Here is a 23,503-nt window from a genome sequence, read left to right as displayed (position 1 = left end):
GGGGAAGTGATGGCACGATCAGAGGAGGTAGAAGCCCTGCGGAGGCGCCTGGCGGGCATGTCGGGCGACGCCGTTGCAGAGACCTCAGTGCTCCCCGTTCCCGAGGCTATGGCGCCGCTGTTCCCGCGCCGGGGTCTGTCTCGCGGAACGGTGGTCGCGTCCACCGGGGCGATCACCGTTCCGATGGCCGTCATCGCCGAGGTGACTCGGGCGGGTGCCACGGTGGCGCTTGTGGGACTCCCGCGACTCAACCTTGCTGCCGCTATGGACATGGGGGCGGATCTGAGTCGCGTCGCGGTCGTCACCGAGCCCGGTGTGGACCCTCTGGAGGTTGCGGGGGTGCTGCTCGACGGCATCGATCTCGTGGTGCTCGGGCCCGACCTCGGTCCTGGCCGCAAACGCGGGCCGGTTCCGCCGTCGCGAGCTCGGGTCCTGGCGGGCCGGGCACGCAAGCAGTCGTCGACGCTGCTCGTCCTCGGCGACTGGCCCGGAGCATCGGTCCGCATCGAGAGCGAGGTGACCGAATACCGGCACGTGCCCGCGCGGCGGAGCGGTTTCGGGCGCATCGGCGGGTTCGGCGTGGACGTGCGGGTGACGGCTTCGGGTGCTCGCCCGTCGTCGGGTGGTTTCGACCTCGTCGCCCCGGGTATGGGCGAGACGACACCGGGGGAGAATCCGGTGCTGCAGTTGGTCGCGGCGCACGGTTCGGTGCAGCGCCCGTCGCGTCCGGCACTCGCCGTGGCGAACTGATGGACCCTCAGGGCGGTCGTCGGGTGATGGCCGTGTGGTGCCCGGACTGGCCTGCGGTTGCGGCCGCGTCGACGGCGGGCATCACGGTGGCCGAGCCGATCGCCGTCCTGCATGCGGGAAAGGTGGAGGCGTGTTCTCGGGCGGCGCGCACCGTCGGCGTCCGACGCGGCATGCGGAAACGTCAGGCGCAGTCGTTGTGCCCGGACCTGGTGGTGTTCGACGCTGATCCGACTCGTGACGGCCGACTGTTCGAGCCGGTCGTCACGGCGGTGACCGAGGTGGTCCCACTCACGGAGGTGTTGCGTCCCGGGCTGCTGGTGGTGACTGCCGATCGGGCTGCGCGCTACTTCGGAGGGGAGGCGGTGCTCGCCGAGCGGATCGTCGACGCCGTCGCCGCGACGGGTGTCGCAGCGCGAGTGGGAGTGGCAGACGAACTGTTCACCGCGGTCCTGTCCGCACGGTCCGGGCAGTCGGTGCCGCCGGGCACCGACGCCGCGTACCTGGCGACCCGGCCGATCTCGGACCTGACCGTGGAGATCGCGCTGTCCGATCCGACACGTCCCGATCTTGTCGACCTGTTGTGGCGACTCGGCATCCGAACGCTCGGCGCATTCGCCGAACTGCCTGCCGCCGACGTCGCGTCGAGGTTCTCGGCGGACGCCGTTGTCGCGCACCGGTTGGCGAGCGCAACGCCCGGCAGGCGGCCGAGTCGTGCGCCGATCCCGGCCGTGCTGGACGTCGAGTACACGTGTGATCCCCCCGTCGACCGCATCGACTCGGCCGCCTTCCTCGGCCGTCGGCTCGCCGAGGAGCTGCACCGGCGTCTGTCGGCGGCGTCGCTGGCGTGCACTCGGCTCACTGTTCACGCGATAACCGAACGTGGACAACGGCATTCGCGCACCTGGTGGTGCGCGCAGCCGCTCACACCGGATGCCACCGCCGACCGCATCCGTTGGCAGCTCGAAGGGTGGCTGGCCGGTACGGCGGGACGTGATGCGGGTGGGGCCGGTGCACCGGACTCGCCGATCGCGCGGTTGCATCTGGAACCGGTGGAAGTCGTCGATCCCGGATCTCTGCAGCACGCATTCGTCGGGGCCGGACTGCCTGCCGCGGTCGGCGACGGGCTCACCGATCGAGCTCGACGTGCGCTCGTCCGTGTGCAAGGTCTCCTCGGCGGGGAGTCGGTGCGGGTGCCGATCCGCAGCGGTGGACGCGGGCCCGCCGAGCAGGTCGCGCTCGTGACGCTCGGGGACGAGCAGGTGCCGCCGCGTGATCCGAACGCCGCCTGGCCCGATCGGCTGGCCCGGCCGTCGCCTGCATTGCTGTCGCACACCGACGCCGAACTGCTCGACGCCGAAGGCGATCAGGTCGAGGTGACGCCACGCGGCGGCTTCACCACGGAGCCCGCCGAGGTCCGGGTGGGGCGTCGGCCGTACGCGGTCTGCTGGTGGGCCGGGCCGTGGCCGTTCGGCACCGACGCCGAGCCGACGAGCGTCTCGGCGAGAGCCCAGGTGTTGCTGGAGGATTCGCGAGCACTTCTGCTCTGCTACCGAGAACGCGCCTGGACGGTGGAAGGAGTGTACGAGTGAGGAGCTCAGCCCTTGCCGAGTGCTGCGTCCGACTCGCCGACCAGCAGGTACTCCTGGTGCATGAGCCGGTTGGTGAGCCGAGGGACGGTGTGGTGCCCGAGGTCGACGATGTCGCCGATCAGCGTGTTCACGCGTTTGGGCTTGTCGATGATCGCGCGGAGTACCCGACTTGCGGCCTTGTCGACGCCCCAGATGCCGTGCTGCGCCTGGTAGGCGTCGGTGGGAGCGATCATCTTGGTCCGGGTCAGCGGCAGTCGGACGGTGCTGAACGTGACGTGGTCGGACAGAGTCTCGGCGGCCGTCGCGTCGCTGAACGCCTCGAGCGCTGCCTTCGACGCACCGTACGCGCCGAACCTGGGACCGTGGCTCTGCACCGCGACCGACGACACGTTCACGATGTGCCCGGCCTGGCGTTCCACCATGTGCGGCAGCAACGCCAATGTCAGGTAGACGGCGCCGAAGTAGTTGACGGCCATCGTCCGCTGGTAGTCGTGCGAACGGTCGACCGAGTTCAGCGTCGACCGGCGGATCGATCGTCCGGCGTTGTTGACGAGGACATCCACGTGGTCGTGCTCGGCGATGATCGACTTGATGAGCGTCTGAACGGCCGACTCGTCGGTGATGTCGGCGGGATACGCGTAGGCGTGTCCGGCGGGAAGGCCGTCCTTGGGGGTCTCGGCGTTCAGCTCGTCGGCGACGTCGGTCAGACCGTCGACGCTGCGCGCCACCAGGAACACGTTGGCACCGCGCGTCACGCACATGCGGGCCGTCGCCTTGCCGATGCCCGACGACGCGCCCGTGATCAGCACGTTCTTGCCGACCATCGAACCACGCGGGTCGGTGCGGCGATGTCTCGCCGGGTCGAGATTCTCGTACCAGTATCGCCAGAGGCCGGGCCCGTAGTCGGCGAGATCGGGCAGTTCGACGCCGAGCGAGCGAAGCACGGCGAGCGTCGTGTCACTGCGGAATCGGACGGGGAGAGAGACGAGGTCGAACAGGACGGGAGGCACGTCGAGCTGGGCGGCGACGGCGTCGCGCGCGGCACGCAGCGGACCTCGCGAACCGGCGGCGAGCACCGGGCGGACCACCGCGCCGGGCAGCGCGTTGAAACCGCGAGGCGCGTCGAAGGCGGGCGCGAGCGCGTTGAACATCTCGGTGACGGTCCGCCGCTGCGGGTCGGACAGGTGGAACACCAGCGAGTCGTCGTCCGGCCGGTGATGCAGCAGCGCGACGATCGAGTCGGCGACGAAATCGACCGGCACCAGATTCACCCACCCGAGGTTCGGCAGTGGCATCTTGAGGAACGACGGCAACTGCCCGAGCAGCGACATCTGACCGAAGAAGTAGTAGGGCCCGTCGACCTTGTCCATCGTGCCGGTGACTGAGTCGCCGACCACCGCGGACGGCCGATATACGCGCCACCGCAGGTCGGGTGTCTCACGGACTGCCTTCTCCGCCTCGAACTTCGTGCGGTGGTAGGCGGTGGGGAAGCCCTGACCCAGGTCGAAGTCGTCCTCGGTGTACTCGCCGTCCCAATCTCCGGAGACGGCGATGGACGACACGTGGTGCATCGTCGCGCCGAGGTCGGCCGCGAGTGCGGCGACACGCGCGGTGCCGTCGCGGTTGGCGGCGTCCTGAGATGCGTCGTCGGCGGTCACGTCGTAGATCGCGGCCAGATGGATCACGTGATCGGTGCCGGTGAGCACCGTCGCGTCGTGGATGTCGAGGCCGTCGACAGTGAGATCGCCGGGCACGGTGATCACTCGTTCGCCGCCGTCGATGCCTTCGAGGATCTGTGCGAAACGTGGAAGCGAACCGGGACGCACCAGCGCGGTGACACGGGCGTCGGCGTCGCGCGCCAGGAGTCGTTGCAGCACTCGACTGCCGATGAATCCGCTTGCGCCCGTCACGAAGTAGCTGGTCACTGACACAGGTTCTCATATGTGGCATGCGTTCGGTGCGCTGGCACGATTATGTGCCTGTCGGGTGTCGGATCTGTGTAGTTCGATTGATCAAGTCGGTTCGAGCAATCCTGCGGCTATCTATTCCGTTTGTCGAACGTGTGTTCTATAATCGGATGAATGGGGTGGAGCAACGGTCCGCCGACCTGGTCGGAGATGGAGAGGGTGCTGTCGGGCCGAGGCCCGGGGGCGGGGGACCGACGCGGCGAGACGTTTCCGCCCAATGTCGGTGATGGCGGCGATTCGCCTGCATGGTCGCGCAAACGCGGCGAGTACGTGCCTGCCGACATCGCGTTCGGACGGTCGACGATCGGATACGCGGAACTGCACGCCCACAGCGCGTACAGCTTCCTCGACGGCGCATCGATGCCGGAGTCGATGGTCGAGGAGGCGTGGCGGCTCGGGCTGACAGCGTTGGCGCTGACCGATCACGACGGCTTCTACGGAGTGGTCCGCTTCGCCGAGGCCGCGCGAGAATTCGGCATGCCGACGGTGTTCGGCGCGGAACTGTCACTGCAGCACGACGCGCCGCGCGCAGGCGCCGTCGACCCGGAAGGCGATCACCTGCTGGTGCTCGCCCGCGGGGACGAGGGCTATCGCAGGCTGTCGAGAGTGATCGCCGACGCGCACATGACCGGAGGGGAGAAGGGGCGGCTCCGGTACGACGCCGACGCGATCACCGCGGCCGCAGGCGACGGCCACTGGCAGATACTGACCGGCTGCCGGAAGGGATCGGTGCGTCGGGGACTGGCGCGGGCCGGGCGGATCGGCGCCCGCGATGCGCTCGGCGACCTCGTCGATCGGTTCGGTCGTGACTACGTGACGGTGGAACTGACGGCGTCCGGCTGCTCGGACGACGACGAGCGCAATGCGATCCTCGCCGACATCGCCGCCGAACTGCGCCTGTCGACGGTGGCGACGACGGGCGCACATTTCGCCGGACCGGCCAACCGCCGACTCGCGACAGCCGTGGCCGCGGTGCGTGCGCGCACCGACATGACGACGATCGACGGCTGGCTGCCCGGCGTCGGAGGGGCGCACCTGCGCAGCGGCGACGAGATGGCTCGCCTGATGCCTGCGCACCTCGACGCCATCGACAACGCCGTCCAGCTGGCGTCCGACTGCGCGTTCTCCCTCGGTCTGATCGCCCCGAATCTCCCGCCGTTCGACGTCCCGAAGGGCCACACCGAGGCGACGTGGCTGCGGCATCTCACCGAGGAGGGGGCGCTGCGCAGGTACGGGACGCGCGCCGCCCGCCCGGACGCGTACCGACAGATCGAGCACGAGCTGGCGATCATCGAGACGCTGACCTTCCCCGGGTACTTCCTGGTGGTCCACGACATCGTCTCGTTCTGCAAAACCCACGACATCCTCTGCCAGGGGCGAGGGAGTTCGGCGAACTCCGCGGTCTGTTACGCCCTCGGCATCACCAACGTCGACCCCGTTGGCAATCATCTGCTGTTCGAACGCTTCCTGTCGCCCGAGCGTGACGGTCCGCCCGACATCGACGTCGACATCGAATCGGATCGGCGCGAAGAGGTGATCCAGTATGTGTACTCGCGGCACGGTAGGGCCAACAGTGCGCAGGTGGCCAACGTCATCACGTATCGGGGGCGGTCGGCCGTCCGCGACATGGCACGTGCGCTCGGATACGCGCCAGGGCAGCAGGATGCGTGGGCCAAGGTTCCAGACTCCGCACCGGACGATGTTCGAGACCTGGCGTCACAGATCTCGTCGATGCCCCGCCACCTGGGCATCCACTCCGGCGGGATGGTGATCTGCGACCGGCCGATCGCCGACGTCGTCCCCACCGAGTGGGCGCGGATGCCCGGCCGCAGTGTGCTGCAGTGGGACAAGGACGACTGCGCCGCCGTGGGGCTGGTGAAGTTCGATCTCCTCGGTCTCGGCATGCTGTCGGCGCTGCACTACGCGATCGACCTGGTCCGCGATCACAAGGGGATCGACGTCGACCTCGCGAAGCTCGATCTCGGCGAGGAGGCGGTGTACGACATGCTGTGTCGCGCGGACTCGATCGGCGTGTTCCAGGTGGAGTCGCGAGCCCAGATGGCGACACTCCCGCGGTTGAAGCCGCGGAACTTCTACGACCTCGTCGTCGAGGTGGCGTTGATCCGACCGGGGCCGATCCAGGGCGGGTCGGTGCACCCGTACATCCGACGTCGCGACGGCAAGGAGAAGGTCACCTTCGACCACGACTCGATGCGCGAGTCGCTCGGCCGCACCCTCGGAATCCCGCTGTTCCAGGAGCAGATGATGCAGGTGGCGGTCGACGTCGCAGGCTTCGACGCCGGTGAAGCCGACCAACTGCGGCGGGCGATGGGATCCAAGCGGTCGCCGGAACGGATGAAGCGACTCAAGGCGCGTTTCTACGAGGGGATGCGTGAGACGCACGGCATCGTCGGCGACACGGCCGATCGTATCTACGAGAAGATGGCGGCGTTCGCCAACTTCGGGTTCCCGGAGAGTCATTCGCAGAGCTTCGCGTCGATCGTCTTCTACTCGTCGTGGTTCAAGCTGCATCACCCCGCGGCGTTCTGCGCTGCTCTGCTGCGGGCGCAGCCGATGGGCTTCTATTCGCCGCAGAGTCTGGTGGCCGACGCCAGACGGCACGGCGTCGAGGTGCACCGACCCGACGTGAATCGGTCGTTGTCGTACGCGACCCTCGAGAACGACGGACTCGACGTGCGCATCGGGCTCGCCGCGGTGAAGGGGCTGTCGGACGACGTGGCGCAGCGGATCGTCGACGATCGCAGCACCGGCGGCCCGTTCACCTCGGTGGCCGACCTGTCGCGTCGCACCGAGCCCACGCTTGCGCACCTGGAGGCGCTGGCGACGGCTGGTGCGTTCGAGTGCTTCGGTCTGGATCGGCGGGCCGCACTGTGGGAGGCCGGAGCCGCGGCCGGAATGCGCGACGACCAACTCCCCGTCGTCTCGCCGCGGTCGGCGCCGACACTTCCCGGTATGAGCGAGGTGGAGCTGACTGCCGTCGACGCGATCTCCACCGGCATCTCACCCCGCTCGTACCCGACGCAGTACCTGCGCCCGCGACTGAACGCGATGGGAGTGATCCCCGCCGACGGCCTGCTCGCCGTGCCGGACGGGTCCCGTGTGCTCGTCGGGGGAGCGGTGACGCACCGCCAACGGCCCGCGACCGCGTCGGGTGTCACCTTCGTGAACCTCGAAGACGAGACCGGCATGGTCAACGTCGTCTGCTCCGTCGGCCTGTGGGCGCGCTACCGAACCCTCGCGCAGACCGCGTCCGCTCTGCTCATCCGCGGAAAAGTGCAGAACGCGGAAGGCGCGGTGACCGTCGTCGCCGATCGCCTCCAGAAACTCGACCTCAAAGTCGGAACCCGCTCCCGCGACTGGTGCTGACCGGTACGAGTCCCCCGAGCAACTCCTCTGTTCCCCGAGCGGAGTCGAGGCGGAGCAACGTACCCTCGAACCGAACCCACACACTATGGAAGGTGCAGGTAGCGCATGGAGGTCGTGATCGTCGATCACCCGGAACAGGTGATGGCCGACATCGTCGAGAACGCGGTCCGAGGCGGAGCGAAGACCATCGGTCTGGCCACCGGATCGTCGCCCCTCGCGACGTACGACGAGCTGATCCGTCGACACCGTGACGAGGGACTGTCGTTCGCCGGCGTCAACGCGGTCCTGCTCGACGAGTACGTCGGGCTCGTGCCGACGCACCCGCAGTCGTATGCGCGGTTCATCCGTGACAAGTTCACCGACCACATCGACATCGGCGACGTCCATTCCCCGGACGGCATGGCACCTGACAGCCGGATTGCCGCCGACGCCTACGACGCACTCATCGCCGAAGTCGGCCCGGTGGACGTCCAGATCCTCGGCATCGGCAGCAACGGCCACATCGGCTTCAACGAGCCGTCGTCGTCGCTGACCTCGCGCACCCGCATCAAGACCCTGACCGAGAAGACCCGGCAGGACAACGCCCGCTTCTTCGACTCGTTCGACGAGGTCCCGATGCACGTCATCACCCAGGGGCTCGGCACCATCTGCGATGCCAAGCACCTCATCCTCGTCGCGACCGGATCCGGGAAGGCAGCAGCTGTGGCAGCCGCTGTCGAAGGACCGCTGTCGGCATCGTGCCCGGCGTCGGTGCTGCAGCTCCACCGCCACGCGACGATGGTCGTCGATCCCGCCGCTGCCGCCGACCTCAAGGACGCCGACTACTACAAGTATGTCTGGGCCAACAAGCCCTGATCGGGCTAACACTGCAAAGATCGCTCGTCTCATCGGCTTACGAGGGCACATTGCCCTCGTAAGCCGATGAAAAGCGCGATCTCAGCAGTATGCGCGATGCCAAGCGCCTGATCGTGCGTCCTCGTTGCGCTGAACCGTGCGACGCTTCGACACGTCACCTCGGCTGGCGCCTCGGAGACGGCTCAACGAGCAGTGGGAGCTTTCCGCTCAACGAGCAGGCAGGGGGCCGACGTAGCGGGCGACAGGGCGGATGATCTTGCCTTCGGCGGCTTGTTCGAGGATGTTCGCGGTCCAGCCGACGACTCGGGCGACGGCGAAGGTCGGCGTGAACATCTCGGGCGGCAGGCCCACCTCGCTCATCAGGACGCCCGCGTAGAACTCGACGTTCGCGTACAGGCGACGACCTGGCTTGAGCTCGTTGATCGCTGCCTCGATCTCGGCTTCTACGGCGGTGGCGTGGTGGACGAGAGGTGAGTCGAAGCGTTGCTGGACAACGCTTTTCAACAGTTCCGACCGCGGGTCATGGGTGCGGTAGACGGCGTGACCGAAGCCCATGATCTTCTCGCCCGACTCGATGCGGCCACGCACCCAGTCTCGAGTGTTCGACGGGTCGCCGATGTCGTCGAGCGCGGCGAGAGCTCGACTCGGAGCACCACCGTGCAACGGTCCGAGGAACGCACCGAGAGCGCCGAGGACTGACGATGTCATATCCGAACCGGTGGACGCCACGACCCGACCCGCGAACGTGGACGCGTTGAAGCCGTGGTCGATGGTGGTGATCAGGTAGGTGCGCAGCGCATCGGCGGCCTCTGCGTCGGTCGACCCGGTCGCCATCCGCAGATAATCGGACACGTGGTCCGCGTCGGGATCCGCATCGAGCACCTCCTGACCCCGGGAGAGTCGGTGCGCTGCGGCGAGCACCGTCGGCACGACTGCCGCGGCACGCAGTGCGGAGTCGACGCGGTCGGCGGCCGGGACGTCGTACAGCGGGCGGTCGGCCAGGCCGAGCGCCGCGAGAGCCACCCGCAGGGCGGCGAGCGGATCCGTTTCCGGTGTGACGATCGAACGCAACAGATCGACGGTGGCGCCGTCGATCACTCGCAGAGCGGCGATGCGCCGCGCGAACGCCTCCGACTGTCCCGGATCGGGAAGCGACCCGAACACCATCAGATGCCAGACGTCCTCGAACGTGCAGGTGCGAGCGAGCTCCGTCGCGTCGAACTGTCGATAGTGGTAAAAACCCTCCTCACCTCGGACGTCGCCGATCTCGGTGTCGGTGACGATGACGTTCTTGAGTCCCCGCGGGACGTTGATCGGTGTGCTCATGACACGAGTGTGGCGCTGTTGATCAATGTCTGCAATGTTGATTCAATCAACGCGTGGACAGGTGGATCACAACGTCCGAGGCATCGGCGCGGCTTGGGGTGAAGCGCGGAACGCTGTACTCGTACGTGAGCAGGGGAGTGCTGACGTCGCGCCGGATGCCGGGGCAGGCGGAGTCGCTGTTCGACCGTGCCGAGGTCGACTCGCTCGCAGCGGCCAAACACGACGGCCGCCGCGCCGGCGATCGCCTTCTGCGGTTTCGAGCCGTCGCGACCCGCGTGTCGACGATCAGCGACGACCGACTCCTGTTGCGCGGCACCGACATCGCCGACATCTGCGCGACGATGGACTTCACCGCAGCTGCGCGCTTTGTGCTCGACGTCGACGCTCCTGTGCCGCCCCCTTCGGTGGACCTGAGCGCCGTCGAACAGGTCCCTGTGGAACGCCGCATCCCGTTGACCGTTGCACTGATCGCAGCCAACGACCCGCTGCGCGCCGACCGCACCGACGCCGCCGCCCGTGTGCTCGGGGTGCTTCCAGTCCTGGTGAACGTGGTCCCGGAGATCGATCTTGCACACCCCTGGGTGGACCTGCTCGTCACGACGCTCATCGACAACGGACTCGCGGCGTCGACGACTGCGGCTCGGGTCGCGGCGTCGGCCAGAGCGGGCGTCTTCGATTCACTGCTCGCCGGGTACGCCGCACTCTCGGGGCCGCTGCACGGAGGCGCGCCTGCGTCCGCGTACTCCCTGGTCGAGGCCGTGCGTGGTGGCGTCGATGTGGATCGTGCCCTCGCGGACGCCGTCGTCGACGGACGTCTGCCGGGATTCGGCCATGTGATCTACGGGGGCGATGATCCGCGCGCGAGAATTGTGCTCGATCGCCTGCGCGCAGACCGGCCCGAGTCGACGGCGTTGGCCGCAGCGGAGGTGATCATCGCGCGTGCCGGCCGCCCGGTGAACGTCGACTTGGCGAGTGCCGTTGTCGCGCTCGAACTGGGTCTGGGGCCGCGAGCCGGGGAGGTCCTGTTCCAGTACGGCCGCACGGTCGGGATGGCGGCACACGTCGTCGAAGAGTACGGGGAGGCGCCGCTGCGGTGGCGCGGCAGCAACACTGGCCAGGGGAGACAGGCATGACCGACGTTCAAATGGTGGCCGTGACCGTGAAGCCGAACAGTCGGAAGGGTCCTCTCGTCGAGGTGACCGACGACGGTGCGATCACGGTCTATGTGCGTGAACCCGCCGTCGAGGGAAAGGCGACGAAGGCCGTCGGAGTGGCGCTCGCCAAGCATTTCGGGGTACCGAAGTCGAGGGTCGAGCTGGTGAGCGGCGCGACGTCGCGAATCAAGAGGTTCCGAATCGGTTGAACAGAAAATCGATGGACACGCGGAACTCCCGGTTGTTAGCGTCGTCGACGACCGTGCAACACCGTGAGGAGGTGGTACCCGTGAACGTTTCGACAAGGGTGCTCCCCACAGGAGTCACGGTCGGGCGATAGGTCGTCCGCGGAGCGCCGTTTCACGCACTCTGCAAAGGACTCCAGCCATGCATTTCACTTCACAATCGCTCACCGACGGTTTCGTCGAACGCGACTTCGTTCTCGGCGACATCCCGGGAATCCTCTGGACGCCCGAGAACCCCGACGGTCCGACGCCCCTGATCCTTCTCGGCCAGCCGGGCGGACTCGACCGGATGCGGCCGCGGCTCGCGGCGCGTGCCCGATCGTCCGCTGGATTCGCCTGCGCCACCATCGAACTCCCCGGCAGTGGCGGCCGTCCGCGACTAACCGACGTCGATCGCGCACGTCGTGATCTGTGGGACGCCGCCGAAAACGGACGTCCGGTCGGCGAGATCGTCGAACGGCTGATCCCGCCGCTCGTCGACGCGGCAGTGCCGGAATGGCAGGCGGTGCTGGACGCACTGCTCGACCTTCCGAACATCGACGGTCCCGTCGGTCTGTCCGGCGGCGTGATGGCTGTCGCGGTTCGGCTGGCATTGGTCGATCCGCGGATCGTCGCCGCTACGTTGTTCGCCGGAAGTTACGTTCCCGCAGCGACATTCGATGAAGCGCGTCGTCTGACGATTCCGCTCCACGTGCTCCTGCAGTGGGACGATGCGGGCAACGATCGCCAGATGGCGCTTGACCTCTTCGACGCGTTCGGATCGGCGGAGAAGGGACTGCACGCCAACATGGGCGGGCACACCGGCGTCCCAGAATACGAGGGAGAGTCCGCTTTGCGCTTCTTCCAACGGCATCTGAGCTAGCCTCGACGGCGAGAGCAGGCGGCGCGAGAGGGATCGATGATCCGTCTCAGGGGCTACCCCTGGGTTCATGCACTGCACGGCACCGCGTCGCACGCAGGTCGGCACACTTCGTGTGCTTCACTGCGCGCCGAGGACGACAAGTCCAGGTCGCGTCGCCTGCCTCGTTGGTGGAAGGGGAGACCTTGGGGGCCGGACTGTCGCGCCCGCGGCGCTTCACCGCGCGTGAGACCGCGATGATGGCGGGCGCTGTCGCGCAGCGGCTCATGCGTGTCCGCGGCAGCGATCTCGGTCCGGAGTGGACGCGACCCGAACTGTCCGATCTGCTGATGCGGGTGGTGTCACCCGCCGACGCGGAGGAGGTGGCCCGCGCGATCCTCGAGGCCTTCCCCGTGCCGCCTGCTGATCCACGCGAGGCGATCAGAGAACTGATCGGTGCGATGCGCGCCGATCCGTACACGTTCGTCGCCGACCCGGACGTGTCGTCACCGGTCTTCGGCGTACGGCAGATCGCCGATGTCGAGGCGTTGGCGGCGTGGCAGAACATGTCGTTGCCCGAACTCGACTGGTTCGCTGCTCGTGGACGCCGGTCGAAACGACTTCCAGAGCGGCTGCGGCACTATCGGATATGGCGGATACCCAAGGCGCACGGTGGATTCCGGATCATCGAGGCGCCGAAGGAACGACTCGCGGCGGCGCAGCGTCGCATCCTCGACGACGTCCTCGTCTCCGTTCCGCCGCACCCGGCGGCCCACGGATTCGTCCGCGGGCGTTCGGCTGTCTCGTTCTCCGGTCCGCATTCGCTGCACGACACGGTGGTCCGGATCGATCTGAAGCACTGCTTCGAGCATGCGAACTACCGACGAGTGAAAGCGGTGTTCACGGCGATCGGATACACGCCGGGCGTATGCGAGTATCTCGCCGCGCTCTGCACGACCACCTGCTCGATCGATGACGCTGCACAGCTGGACTCGTTCCATGCCGCATTGCTGCGGGAACGTCACCTGCCCCAAGGCGCGCCGACCTCGCCTGCGCTGCTGAACCTGATCCTGCGGCGCATGGACATCCGCATCGCGGGCTTCGCCGAGAAGAACAGACTCACGTACACGCGGTACGGCGACGATCTGGCGCTCTCCGGCGACGACATCGACCCGAAGCTGGTGACATGGGTGGTCTCGTCGATCGTGCACGACGAAGGCTTCCGCGTGCATCCCGACAAGCTCCGCGTGATGGGCGATCACCAACGCCAACAGTTGGCCGGACTCGTCGTCAACGCGGGCCCGCGTGCGCGGCGCGCCGACTTCGACGCACTGAAGGCGTTGCTGCACAACGCTGTCCGCGACGGCGGCGAATCGCAGAATCGAGACGGGCGAGGAGACTTCCGGGGATACGTCTACGGCCGGATCGGGTGGGTGTCGACCGGCTCGCCAAGCCGGAGGCGCAAGCTCATGGCGCTCGCCGCACAGGTCGACTGGTCGGTCTAAACGGCGCCGTCGAACCCGTTCTGCCGCCACGCCTCGTAGAGGGCGACGCTCGTTGCGTTCGCGAGATTCATCGAGCGGCGTCCCGCGAGCATGGGGATCCGCAACCGCTCGGTGACATGCGGGTCGCCCAGGACCTCGTCGGGCAGCCCGGTCGGCTCGGGGCCGAACAGGAGGACGTCCCCGGAACGGTAGTCGACGTCGGTGTGGAACTTCGACGCATGCGCCGTGTACGCGAACACCCGCTCGGGCTGGAGGACGTCCCATGCGGCGTCGAGGTTCTTGTGAACGGTCACGTTCGCCATCTCGTGGTAGTCGAGGCCCGCTCGCTTGACCTGCGTGTCCGTCATCGTGAAGCCCAGCGGCTCGATCAGATGCAGCTCACACCCCGTGTTGGCCGCGATCCGGATCGCGTTGCCCGTATTCGGGGGGATGCAGGGCTGGAAGTACACGATGCGGAACACGCAGGTCAGTCTATGCGTCGCAGTCCGACGTTCCCGCGGCAGTTCTCGTTCCCGCTCCTCGACGGGACGAAGAGCGGGAACTGGAAGTGCCGCGGGAACTGGGAGAGTTCGCAATGCGGGTTGACGCAGGGCGAACGAGTGTGCGACGATGATTTGTCCGCAACACGCAGGCGTTGACCCTCTCACGGTCCGCCGACACAGTTGCGAATCTCCCGAGGATCTCAGGGTCTGGGTTCGCGCGCCGATAAAGGGCGCCGACGAACCGACGAGTCCTCTGTTTCGACTTCGATCGACACGCGGGAAGAGCTGCTCCATCTGCGAGCGAGTGACCCACGACATTTGCGCGCAGCGATTTGTTCGCTGCCAATCACCCATGCCAGGAGGCATAACCATGCGTACCAACACCATTGACATGACCAGCATCAACACCAACCCGAACGACCTGGATCCGGCGCAGACCGTCTGGTTCCAGATCGACGACGCCACAGGCTTCTACGTGACCGTCGAGGAGTTCCTCGCCGTCGCGCGGTCGCAGATGGCAGCCGCCTGACCCGTCGAATCGCCGTCAGTGGAACAATGGATCACTGTGACGGCGATTCGACTGGACGGCAAGCTCACCCGAGACGAGATCTTCACTGACCTGAAGGCGCGAGTGGACACACTCCGCGCTGCGGGCATCACGCCCGGACTGGGCACGGTGCTGGTCGGCGACGATCCCGGCTCGCAGTCGTATGTGAAGGGCAAGCACTCCGACTGCGCGAAGGTCGGCATCTCGTCGATCCGCAAGGATCTGCCGGCCGACATCACGCAGGAGCAGCTCAATGCGGCCATCGACGAACTGAACGCCGACCCCGCGTGCACCGGGTACATCGTCCAGCTGCCGCTGCCCAAGCATCTCGACGAGAACGCCGCCCTCGAGCGCATCGCGCCGGAGAAGGACGCGGACGGTCTCCACCCGATCAACCTCGGTCGCCTCGTCCTCGGCAAGGAGTCGACGCTCCCGTGCACCCCGCGCGGCGTCATCCACCTCCTGCGTCGCTACGACATCCCGCTCGACGGCGCGCACGTGACGGTCGTCGGCCGTGGCGTGACGATCGGACGGCCGATCGGCCTGCTGCTGACCCGTCGCAGCGAGAACGCGACCGTCACGCTGTGCCACACCGGCACGAAGGACCTCGCCGCCGAGACACGGCGCGCCGACATCATCGTCGCGGCCGCAGGCGTTGCACACCTCATCACCGCCGACATGGTCAAGCCCGGTGCAGCCGTCGTCGACGTGGGCGTCAGCCGCACCGACGCCGGGCTGCAGGGCGACGTGGCGCCTGACGTCTGGGACGTCGCGGGTGCAGTGTCCCCGAACCCGGGTGGCGTCGGGCCGCTGACCCGCGCCTTCCTGCTCGCCAACGTCGTAGAGCGTGCCGAACAGCAGTTGGCGGCCGCGGAAGCCTGATGTCCGACCGCGACGAGCGCGTCGACGCGATCCGCAAGGCACGACGCATCCACCAGGTGATCGCGAACATCCCGTTCTACGTGGTGCTCGCGATCGTCGTGGTGGCCGCGATCCTCGTGCTGATGGACCGTTGGCGACGCGGCGCGTTCGTCTTCGGATCGGCGCTTCTCGTCGGCGCCACGTTCCGCGCGATCCTGCCGACCGTCCGGATCGGACTGCTGCAGGTCCGCAGTCGCCCGTTCGACGTCGCCGCCATGGCGGCCCTCGGCGCCGCAGTCCTGTGGCTCGCCACCTCGATCGACTCCCTCGGAACTGCCTGACTGGGCTCGGCGCGCTTCGACTCGGCTCGTCGCTGCGCTCCTCCCCGGCTCAACGAGCAGTGGTGGAGTTCCGCTCGGGAGCTTTCCCCTGCTCCTTGAGCGAGCGAAGCGAGTCGAAAGGTCGGCGCGTCGGCACGCTTCGACTCGGTTCTTCGCGGCGCTCCTCCCCGGCTCAACGAGCACGAAGGGCAACGGCTCGACGAGCAGGGGACGAGCGGAAAGAACTCAGCGGCGCTGGGCGCGGGCGAGAGCGACGGTGTCGCGAAGGAGGACGCCGATGGGTTCCTTCTCGGTGAGAAAGCCGTCGTGGCCCGCGTTGGAATGGACCACGCGGAGTCCACCGACACAGTTTCCGAGCTCGGCCGCCAGTTCTTCCTGCTGGTACAGCGGGTACAGACGATCGGAGTCGATGCCGCCGACGACGGTGGGCACCGTGCAGGCGTTGAGCGCGGCCTTGATGCCACCGCGGCCACGCCCGACGTCGTGGTTGTTCAGTACCTCCGACAGCGCGACGTAGCTGCCCGGATCAAACCGGGCCTTCAACTTCTCCGACTGATACTCGAGGTAACTGGCGACCGCGTAGCGGCCGCCCGTCAGCGGGTCCTCGTCGCCCTGCGGGAGATTCTCGAACCGTTCGTCGAGTTCCCGGTCGCTGCGGTACGACAGATGCGCGACCCGGCGGGCGACGCCCATGCCTGTCGTCGGGGCACGGTCGGTGCCGTAGTAGTCGCCGCCCTGCCAGTCCGCGTCGCCCTTGATGGCCGCGATCTGGGTTGTCTGGGTGCCGATCTGATCGGCTGATGCGCGTGCGCCGACGGCGAGAATGAGCGCGGCGTCGACCTTGTCGTCGTGCGTGACGGTCCACTCGAGGGCACGGGCGCCGCCCATGGATCCGCCCGCGACGACGGCGAACCGGGTGATCCCGACAGCGCTGAATGCGATGTTCTCGGCGCGGACCAGGTCGCGGACCGTCAGCAGCGGGAAGCGGGAGCCCCACGCCTGGCCGTCGGGCGCGACGGAACCCGGACCGGTGGAGCCGTAGCATCCGCCGATCGCGTTCGGGGCGACGACGCACCATTCGTCGGTGTCGATCGCGCAGCCCGGCCCGATCAGCCCGTCCCACCAGCCCGTCATCGAGAACCGGGCGTCGGCGGGACCGGTGACATGCGAGTTGCCGGTGAGGGCGTGCAGAGCCAGCACTATGTTGTCACCGGCCGCGTTGGGCGTGCCCCACTTCTGGAATGTGACCGTGACATCAGCGAGCCCGGCCCCCGAATCGAGGGTCAGGTCGCCGATGCGCACGGCGACGTCCGACCCGTCTGGGCGGGAAGCCCAGTCGGAGTCGAAAGCCGTGGCGGCCGGGTCGACGATCACCGACACCGGGCGCCCTCCACATTCACTGAAATCACTTGGCGGCCTTGAACCCTTCAGTCAGGTCGGCGAGGATGTCGTCGATTCCCTCGATGCCGACGGCGAGACGGACCAGGCCCGGCGTGACGCCTGCGGCGAGCTGCTCCTCGGGAGACAGCTGGCTGTGGGTGGTCGACGCGGGGTGGATCACGAGCGACCGGACGTCGCCGATGTTGGCGACATGGCTGTGCAGGGTCAATGCGTTCACGAACGCCTTGCCTGCATCCACGCCGCCGGCGATCTCGAAGCCGATCACGGCGCCGGCGCCCTTGGGGAGGAGTTCCTGTGCGCGCTCGTAGTACGGCGACGACGGCAGGCCCGCGTACGAGACCGAGGTGACCTGGTCGTGAGCCTCGAGGAACTCGGCGACCTTCTGAGCGTTGGACACGTGACGCTCCACGCGGAGGCTCAGGGTCTCGATGCCCTGGGCCAGGAGGAAGGCGTTGAACGGCGCGATGGCCGAACCGGTGTCGCGGAGCAGCTGAATGCGCGCCTTGAGGGCGTACGCGGGGGCGCCGAGGTCGGCGATCACAACACCGCCGTAGCTGTGGTCGGGTGTGGTGAAGCCGGGGAACAGGTCCACGCCGTCACGCTGCACGCGCCAGTCGAACTTGCCGCCGTCGATGATGACGCCGCCGATGGCGCTGCCGTGTCCGCCGATGTACTTGGTGGCCGAGTGGACGACGATGTCGGCGCCGTGCTCGATCGGGTTCAGCAGGTACGGGGTGGCGACGGTGTTGTCGACGATCAGCGGCAGGCCGTTGTCGTGCGCGACGCCTGCGACACCCGCGATGTCGAGGACCTGGTTGTGCGGGTTCGAGATGGTCTCGGCGAACACGGCGCGCGTGTTCGGCTTGATGGCGGCCTTCCACGACTCCAGATCGTCGGGGTCCTCGACGAACGAGACCTCGATGCCGAACTTGGGCAGCGTGTAGTGGAACAGGTTGTACGTGCCGCCGTAGATGCGGGGGCTCGAGACGACGTGGCCGCCGTTCTCGACGATGTTCTGGATCGCGTAGGTCGTCGCGGCCTGGCCCGACGAGACGAGGAGCGCGGCGACGCCTCCACCGAGGGCGGCGAGGCGCTGCTCGACGGCGTCCTGGGTCGGGTTCATGATGCGCGTGTAGATGTTGCCGGGCTCGGCCAGCGCGAAGAGATTCGCGGCGTGGTCGGTGTTGTTGAAGACGTACGACGTCGTCTGGTAAATCGGCAACGCCCGGGCGTTCGTGGTCGAGTCGACCACCTGACCGGCGTGGATCTGGTTGGTCTCGAAGCTCCAGCTTGTGGCGTCAGACATGGGACGTCATTCACTTTCTCGTGGTCGGCCGGGCCGTGGCCCGCTCTTGTGGGTCCGACCGTCGGACCCGCGCTTGCCGCGGGCGAACACGAAGTCCGCCGCGACCAGGTCATCACCCGGAGCACCCCACCGCGGAGGAGGGTTGCCGATCAGCGAGCCGGGGCTTGTCGCTGATGCTCATGACCTGTTGCACAGGATATATCACCGACCATCAGGGGCGGGTACAGCCGCAACCCATCGGAGCAAAAGTCTTCCGCTCGGCGACCGGCCTGTGTTATCGGGCATTTGCGAGCCGCTCGATCGGGCTCAGGCTTCGGCCCGACGGGGTGTTCACGGTCACGGCGAGTGCATTTCTGTGCCACGGGGACGTGTGGGTGACGCACCTCATACCCACCCTCGCGGAAGGGCGTTTCCGTCGAACGATTCGACATTTACCAAGGTAAGGCAACCCTTTCTTTCGGCTCGCTGGAAAACGCGATGCAACGAACTCGTGACGGGCGGATGTCGCCGGGTGTCGGTCCCGGCAACTCTGTGCCAGGAGTGAATTCTCGCTGAGCGGAATCCTCCGAGCTACCTGAGAATCTCCTGGTGACCAAGACGCGCTCCCTCCCTCTCCTTCTCCTGTCGTTCACCGCAGCTGTCGCCGTTGCGCCGCTCGGAACCGGAACGGCGTCCGCCGACACCTGTGGCAATGGAGCTGCCATCGTCGTCGCCGGAACGAACGCGCCGCGCAACGGGCACGGCATTCCGACCGGTGGCGTCACCGGTGTCGGCGCCAGGTACCTCGACAGCGGCTACAAGGTTCAGTACGTCGACTATCCGACGTCGCTGTGGCCACTCGGACCCATCAGCTACGACGATGACGTCGCGCTCGGCAAGGCGGCCACGCAGTCGGCGATCGCTTCGTATCAGCAGCGCTGTCCGGGCAAGCCGGTCGTCGTGTCGGGCTACTCGCAGGGCGCCCGCGTCGCAGGCGACGTTCTGTCCGATGTGGCGAACGACCGCCAGAAGGGTGCACGGATCTCGCGTGCAGGCCTGTCGGGCGAGCTGTACTCCGATCCCCGCCGGGTCGGCCGTCCGAACAGCACCGGCGTCGAGAACGCGCTCATCGGATTCATTCCGGGGCTGACGATGTCGGGACCGCGTGACGGCGGATTCGGCGACATCCCGGTCAAGCAGGTCTGCACCGAGGGCGATGGAATCTGCGACGTCCCCGATCCGCTGTTCGATCCGGTGGGCGCCGCCGACTCGTTCCTCGGCTACTTCCTCAAGCACGGCTACTACCCGGGCCGGATGAACCACGACCCGACCGACAAGGCCAAGTGGGGCGGCCTGAAGTGCGAGCAGCAGGGCGCCACCGACGACTGCGTCACTCCGTTGCCGTCGTCCACCTCGCTGCTGGCCCGAGCGGAACATGCACTGACCGGACAGACGAACATCTTCGGCGATGCGGCCGACTACGTCGACAATCGCGCCCCGCTCGATCTTGTGCCCGGTGTCACCATTGCCCAGATGCGTCCGCTCATCGGCGGCGCACCGGACTCGTCGAGCGGCAACCTGTCCGTCGGTGTCGAGGCAGTCGTCGCAGGCGCGGTCGGCGTTCAGGTGGAACGGAACTGGGGAACCAAGAACGACCTCACCGTCGGCGTCGACCTCGGGATCGGAATGACCGACAACCCGTCCGTCGACGACGCGCTGATCCCCAGCACGAAGCTCCTCCACGTGGAGACGACGGTGCCGATGATCGACAGCCGCAAGCTGCTCTACATCGCCCTCGACCCGACGGGACTGATGGGTTCGAATGCGCCCGGGAACTCGGTGCTCCTCGACCAGGCGCCGACCACGGCGCCGTCGGTGAGCGTGGAGCTCGCTCCGGGCACCGCCGACGCCCGCAAGGGAACGATCACCCTTCCGATCGGCGGCCGATCACATCATCCAATCGCCCAACAGGTAACCGAGCGCGAGGGCCGTCCCGCCGATCATCAACGATCGCAGGGCGGTCCTCGTCGCGTTCGCATAGCCGCGTCGAGCGATGATCACCGAGGTGACCACGAGTGATGCGAGCGCAGCGATGATCGTCGACTCGCTGCGCCAGGGGAGCGGCACCATCACCATCGCCACAACCGGGAGCGTCGCACCGACCAGGAATGCCAGACCGGCTGTGATCGCCTCCCGCCACGCGTCCGACTGCGTTGTCAGTTCGCGGATCCCGTACTCGATCTCGAGCTGGGCCGACAGTGCGTCGGCGTCCCAGAGCTCCTGGGCCACCTGCTTCGACGTCTCAGGGGTGACGCCCTTCCGCTCGAACCACTCGGTGAGCTCGGCCATCTCCTCGTCCGGCGTCAGCTCCAGCAGTCGCTGCTCTCGCGCGACAGTCGACTGCTGAGCCTCCCGATGCGACAGGGCCTCGCACAGCTGGACGCCGAACACCGCGAACGCGCCCATCAGGGTCGTGATCACCAGCACCGCGAACGATGTGGCCCCGCTGATCTTCGCGCCTGCCAGACCCAGCCCGGTGCCGGCCAGGGCGATGATGCCGTCGTTGACGTCGGTGAGCCGGTCCCGGAGATCGCCGGCGTCGACATCGGCCCACCATCGGGCGAGTGCGTTGGGCATCTGAGGAGAATAGTCCCAGCGCACAGCACTTCGTGACAAGTGTCACCGCGCCGAGTGGATGAGTGGACGATGTCGGCGCGTTATTGCACTGTGCGCGAATCCGTAGTGAACACCGAGACTAGATCCGTCGTCGACGAGCCGTCCGCCCCTCGCCCCCACCTGACGTGGATCATCCTTGTCCTCGCTCTCGGCGGATTCGGCATCGGCACCACCGAGTTCGTGGCGATGGGATTGCTTCCCAACATCGCAGGCGATCTGACGATCACCGAGTCGACCGCGAGCTACGTCATCTCTGCGTATGCGCTCGGTGTGGTGGTCGGGGCCCCGGTGATCGCGGTGCTCGCCGCGAGAGTGTCGCGTCGGACTCTGCTGATCGCCTTGATGGTCGCGTTCACCGCGGGCAACGCGCTGAGCCTGATCGCCCCGTCGTTCGGCACGTTGATGGCGGCGCGGTTCGTCGCCGGGCTGCCGCACGGCGCGTACTTCGGCGTCGCGGCGCTGGTGGCGGCGCACGTGGCAGGCCCGGGTCGACGCGCACGCGCGGTGGGCCAGGTGATGTTGGGTCTGTCCGTCGCCAATGTCGCGGGTGTCCCGGTCGCCACGTTCATCGGCCAGCACTTCGGATGGCGGGCAGCGCTCGGCCTTGTCGTCGTGATCGGCGTGGTGACTGTGGCCTCGCTGTGGCGGGTGCTTCCGAGCCTCACCGACATGACGACCACCGACCCACGCACCGAGCTCGCAGGACTGCGGAGCACGCAGATCTGGCTGACTCTGTTCGTCGGCATGATCGGTTTCGGTGGCTTCTTCGCGTTCTACACCTTCCTCAACTCGGCTTTGACCTCGATCGGCGGCCTCGGTGAATCGGCCGTGCCGATCGCCTTGATGTTGTTCGGGCTCGGCATGGTGACCGGCAACATCGTCGGCGGCCGCCTCGCCGATCGGTATGGAGACATCGCGATCGGGATCGGTCTGGCGGGCGCTGCCGTCACGCTGCTTCTGTTCGCGGCGACCGTCAGTACTGGTTGGCCGGCCGTGGTCGTCGCGTTCGGCGTCGGTATGACCGGCTCGAGCGCGATCCCCGGCCTGCAGACACGTCTGATGGACGTCTCACACGACGCACAGACGATCGCCGCCGCGCTCAACCACTCAGCGCTCAACGTGGCGAACGCCTTGGGTGCGTGGATCGGCGGTGTTGTCGTGGCGGCCGGATACGGCTACCGGGCGCCGTCGTTGGTCGGCGCGGCGTTCGGCGTCGCGGGCCTCGTGGTGCTGGTGATCGCGGTGGTCTCCGCCCGCCGCGACGCTGTCGGACCTCGCCGATAGAGTCTCGGACGTGACCACTCCCTTCGCCATCACCACCATCAACGTCAACGGGATCCGCGCCAGCGTCAAACAGCGGAACGAGAACAACCCGGGAATGTTGCCGTGGCTCGCCGACCACGCACCCGACGTTGTGCTGATGCAGGAGATCCGCGCGTCGGAGGCCATCACGCGCAAGGCGCTGGCGCCCGCTCTCGACGACGGGTGGTTCCTCACGATGACCGAATCGGACGTCAAAGGCAGGTCCGGTGTCGGAGTGCTGACGAGAGCCGAGCCGTCAGCTGTGCGCATTGGATTCGGCAGCGACGAGTTCGACACGTCCGGGCGATACCTCGAGGCCGATGTGGACCTCGGCGGGTCGACGGTCACCGTCGCCAGCTTGTATCTCCCGTCGGGTGCAGCGCTCACCGACGACCCGAAGGATGTCGAGAAGTACGAAGAGAAGGTTCGCTTCCTCAACGAGTTCGGTCCATACCTGGACAAGCTCGTGGGCGCAGACGGGCAGGTGGTCGTTGCGGGCGACTGGAACATCGCGCACACCGAACGCGACATCAAGAACTGGAAGGGTAACCGGAAGAATTCCGGATTCCTCCCGCACGAGCGCGAATGGGTCGGTGCACGCATCACCAGCGGCTGGGCCGACGTCGCCCGCATCCATCACGGGGACGTCGACGGCCCCTACGCCTGGTGGTCGTGGCGTGGCAAGGCGTTCGACAACGACTCCGGATGGCGCATCGACTACCACCTCGCCACGCCTGCACTCGCCGCCCGGCTGCAGAGCACCCATGTCCACCGCGCGGACGCCTACGACCGTCGCTGGTCCGACCACGCCCCCGTCACCGCGACCTTCCTCTGACCCCTCCTCGCCGCGCCTTCCTGCTCGTCGGGCGAGCGCGACTCTCCTGCTCGTTGAGCGAGCGCGACTCTCCTGCTCGCTCAACGAGCAGAGGGTTACTGCGTCGCTCAACGAGCAGAGGGTTACTGCGTCGCTCAACGAGCAGAGGGCAACTGCG

General features: G+C 67.4%; 19 protein-coding genes, 1 pseudogene and 1 riboswitch. Of the genes and pseudogenes, 14 read left to right on the top strand and 6 right to left on the bottom strand.

The genetic code is table 11. The annotated features are described in order from the left end of the window. Window positions 1-9 precede the first annotated feature (9 nt). Together WFK36_RS15430 and WFK36_RS15425 are read left to right on the top strand one after the other, a co-directional pair. Window positions 10-750, top strand: coding sequence for a hypothetical protein (locus tag WFK36_RS15430; protein WP_336792727.1), 741 nt, complete (start codon window positions 10-12; stop codon window positions 748-750). Continuing rightward, the gene (locus WFK36_RS15425) at window positions 750-2,339 is read left to right on the top strand and encodes a DNA polymerase Y family protein (RefSeq protein ID WP_336792726.1); all 1,590 of its coding nucleotides are present in this window, start codon (window positions 750-752) and stop codon (window positions 2,337-2,339) included. Before WFK36_RS15430 ends, WFK36_RS15425 begins: the two co-directional genes overlap by 1 nt. 5 nt (window positions 2,340-2,344) lie before the next feature. On the opposite strand, the gene WFK36_RS15420 is transcribed toward WFK36_RS15425, so the two are convergent. Beyond that, on the bottom strand, window positions 2,345-4,264 hold the full coding sequence (locus WFK36_RS15420) for an SDR family oxidoreductase (RefSeq protein WP_336792725.1): 1,920 nt from the start codon (window positions 4,262-4,264) through the stop codon (window positions 2,345-2,347). 156 nt (window positions 4,265-4,420) lie between these two features. Here WFK36_RS15420 and WFK36_RS15415 point away from each other — a divergent pair, with 156 nt between their 5' ends. Beyond that, the gene (locus WFK36_RS15415; RefSeq protein WP_336792724.1) at window positions 4,421-7,693 is read left to right on the top strand and encodes an error-prone DNA polymerase; all 3,273 of its coding nucleotides are present in this window, start codon (window positions 4,421-4,423) and stop codon (window positions 7,691-7,693) included. A gap of 105 nt (window positions 7,694-7,798) precedes the next feature. Then, window positions 7,799-8,548: a glucosamine-6-phosphate deaminase gene (gene nagB, locus WFK36_RS15410; RefSeq protein WP_336792723.1), complete on the top strand. Its 750-nt coding sequence runs from the start codon at window positions 7,799-7,801 to the stop codon at window positions 8,546-8,548. A 207-nt stretch (window positions 8,549-8,755) separates the two neighbouring features. Here the strand turns inward: nagB and WFK36_RS15405 are convergent, their stop codons facing one another. After that, entirely contained in the window at window positions 8,756-9,874 is a 1,119-nt protein-coding gene (locus WFK36_RS15405; RefSeq protein ID WP_336792722.1) for a citrate/2-methylcitrate synthase, read from the bottom strand. Window positions 9,875-9,927: 53 nt separating this feature from the next. On the opposite strand from WFK36_RS15405, the gene WFK36_RS15400 reads away from it, so the two are divergent. The 4 genes from WFK36_RS15400 to WFK36_RS15385 all read left to right on the top strand — a co-directional run bounded on the left by WFK36_RS15400 (window position 9,928) and on the right by WFK36_RS15385 (window position 13,616). Next, window positions 9,928-11,007, top strand: a complete 1,080-nt coding sequence (locus WFK36_RS15400; RefSeq protein ID WP_336792720.1) for a citrate synthase — start codon at window positions 9,928-9,930, stop codon at window positions 11,005-11,007. After that, complete coding sequence (locus tag WFK36_RS15395; protein ID WP_008380905.1) at window positions 11,004-11,237, top strand: DUF167 domain-containing protein; 234 nt, start codon at window positions 11,004-11,006, stop codon at window positions 11,235-11,237. The genes WFK36_RS15400 and WFK36_RS15395 overlap by 4 nt, the downstream gene beginning before the upstream one ends. A 178-nt stretch (window positions 11,238-11,415) precedes the next feature. Then, complete coding sequence (locus WFK36_RS15390) at window positions 11,416-12,135, top strand: alpha/beta hydrolase (RefSeq protein ID WP_336792718.1); 720 nt, start codon at window positions 11,416-11,418, stop codon at window positions 12,133-12,135. Between the two features lie 182 nt (window positions 12,136-12,317). Further along, window positions 12,318-13,616, top strand: a complete 1,299-nt coding sequence (locus WFK36_RS15385; protein ID WP_336792716.1) for a reverse transcriptase family protein — start codon at window positions 12,318-12,320, stop codon at window positions 13,614-13,616. Here the strand turns inward: WFK36_RS15385 and WFK36_RS15380 are convergent. Further along, window positions 13,613-14,077: a tRNA (cytidine(34)-2'-O)-methyltransferase gene (locus WFK36_RS15380; protein ID WP_336792714.1), complete on the bottom strand. Its 465-nt coding sequence runs from the start codon at window positions 14,075-14,077 to the stop codon at window positions 13,613-13,615. The two genes, WFK36_RS15385 and WFK36_RS15380, sit on opposite strands and share 4 nt — an antisense overlap. A 391-nt stretch (window positions 14,078-14,468) precedes the next feature. Here WFK36_RS15380 and WFK36_RS15375 point away from each other — a divergent pair, with 391 nt between their 5' ends. Genes WFK36_RS15375 through WFK36_RS15365 form a run of 3 tightly spaced genes read left to right on the top strand, consistent with a single transcriptional unit; the run spans window position 14,469 to window position 15,847 of the window. Next, a complete protein-coding gene (locus tag WFK36_RS15375; RefSeq protein ID WP_336792712.1) occupies window positions 14,469-14,627 on the top strand; it encodes a hypothetical protein in 159 nt (52 codons plus the stop codon). A gap of 36 nt (window positions 14,628-14,663) precedes the next feature. Further along, the gene (locus tag WFK36_RS15370; protein WP_040520547.1) at window positions 14,664-15,527 is read left to right on the top strand and encodes a bifunctional methylenetetrahydrofolate dehydrogenase/methenyltetrahydrofolate cyclohydrolase; all 864 of its coding nucleotides are present in this window, start codon (window positions 14,664-14,666) and stop codon (window positions 15,525-15,527) included. After that, window positions 15,527-15,847, top strand: coding sequence for a DUF3017 domain-containing protein (locus WFK36_RS15365; protein ID WP_008380896.1), 321 nt, complete (start codon window positions 15,527-15,529; stop codon window positions 15,845-15,847). The genes WFK36_RS15370 and WFK36_RS15365 overlap by 1 nt, the downstream gene beginning before the upstream one ends. Window positions 15,848-16,072: 225 nt before the next feature. Here the strand turns inward: WFK36_RS15365 and metX are convergent, their stop codons facing one another. Both metX and WFK36_RS15355 read right to left on the bottom strand, forming a co-directional pair. Further along, complete coding sequence (gene metX, locus WFK36_RS15360; RefSeq protein ID WP_336792710.1) at window positions 16,073-17,227, bottom strand: homoserine O-acetyltransferase MetX; 1,155 nt, start codon at window positions 17,225-17,227, stop codon at window positions 16,073-16,075. 25 nt (window positions 17,228-17,252) lie between these two features. Beyond that, on the bottom strand, window positions 17,253-18,554 hold the full coding sequence (locus WFK36_RS15355) for a bifunctional o-acetylhomoserine/o-acetylserine sulfhydrylase (protein ID WP_008380892.1): 1,302 nt from the start codon (window positions 18,552-18,554) through the stop codon (window positions 17,253-17,255). A gap of 64 nt (window positions 18,555-18,618) precedes the next feature. Continuing rightward, window positions 18,619-18,739: riboswitch (SAM riboswitch) on the bottom strand. A gap of 403 nt (window positions 18,740-19,142) precedes the next feature. On the opposite strand from WFK36_RS15355, the gene WFK36_RS15350 reads away from it, so the two are divergent. Further along, entirely contained in the window at window positions 19,143-20,612 is a 1,470-nt protein-coding gene (locus WFK36_RS15350; RefSeq protein WP_336792708.1) for a PE-PPE domain-containing protein, read from the top strand. On the opposite strand, the pseudogene WFK36_RS15345 reads toward WFK36_RS15350, so the two are convergent. Continuing rightward, window positions 20,556-21,170 (bottom strand): annotated as a pseudogene (locus WFK36_RS15345) (VIT1/CCC1 transporter family protein); the annotation flags it as partial. The gene WFK36_RS15350 and the pseudogene WFK36_RS15345 sit on opposite strands and share 57 nt — an antisense overlap. A gap of 105 nt (window positions 21,171-21,275) precedes the next feature. Here WFK36_RS15345 and WFK36_RS15340 point away from each other — a divergent pair. Beyond that, window positions 21,276-22,493, top strand: coding sequence for an MFS transporter (locus WFK36_RS15340; RefSeq protein ID WP_336792706.1), 1,218 nt, complete (start codon window positions 21,276-21,278; stop codon window positions 22,491-22,493). A 10-nt stretch (window positions 22,494-22,503) separates the two neighbouring features. Beyond that, a complete protein-coding gene (locus tag WFK36_RS15335; RefSeq protein ID WP_008380885.1) occupies window positions 22,504-23,346 on the top strand; it encodes an exodeoxyribonuclease III in 843 nt (280 codons plus the stop codon). Window positions 23,347-23,503 lie beyond the last annotated feature (157 nt).

It is taken from the genome of Gordonia malaquae, from assembly GCF_037148075.1.
In the GTDB taxonomy this organism is placed as follows: domain Bacteria; phylum Actinomycetota; class Actinomycetes; order Mycobacteriales; family Mycobacteriaceae; genus Gordonia; species Gordonia malaquae.
The sequence above is the reverse complement of the archived record's forward strand: the minus strand, read 5'-3'. Positions and strand labels throughout refer to the sequence as shown.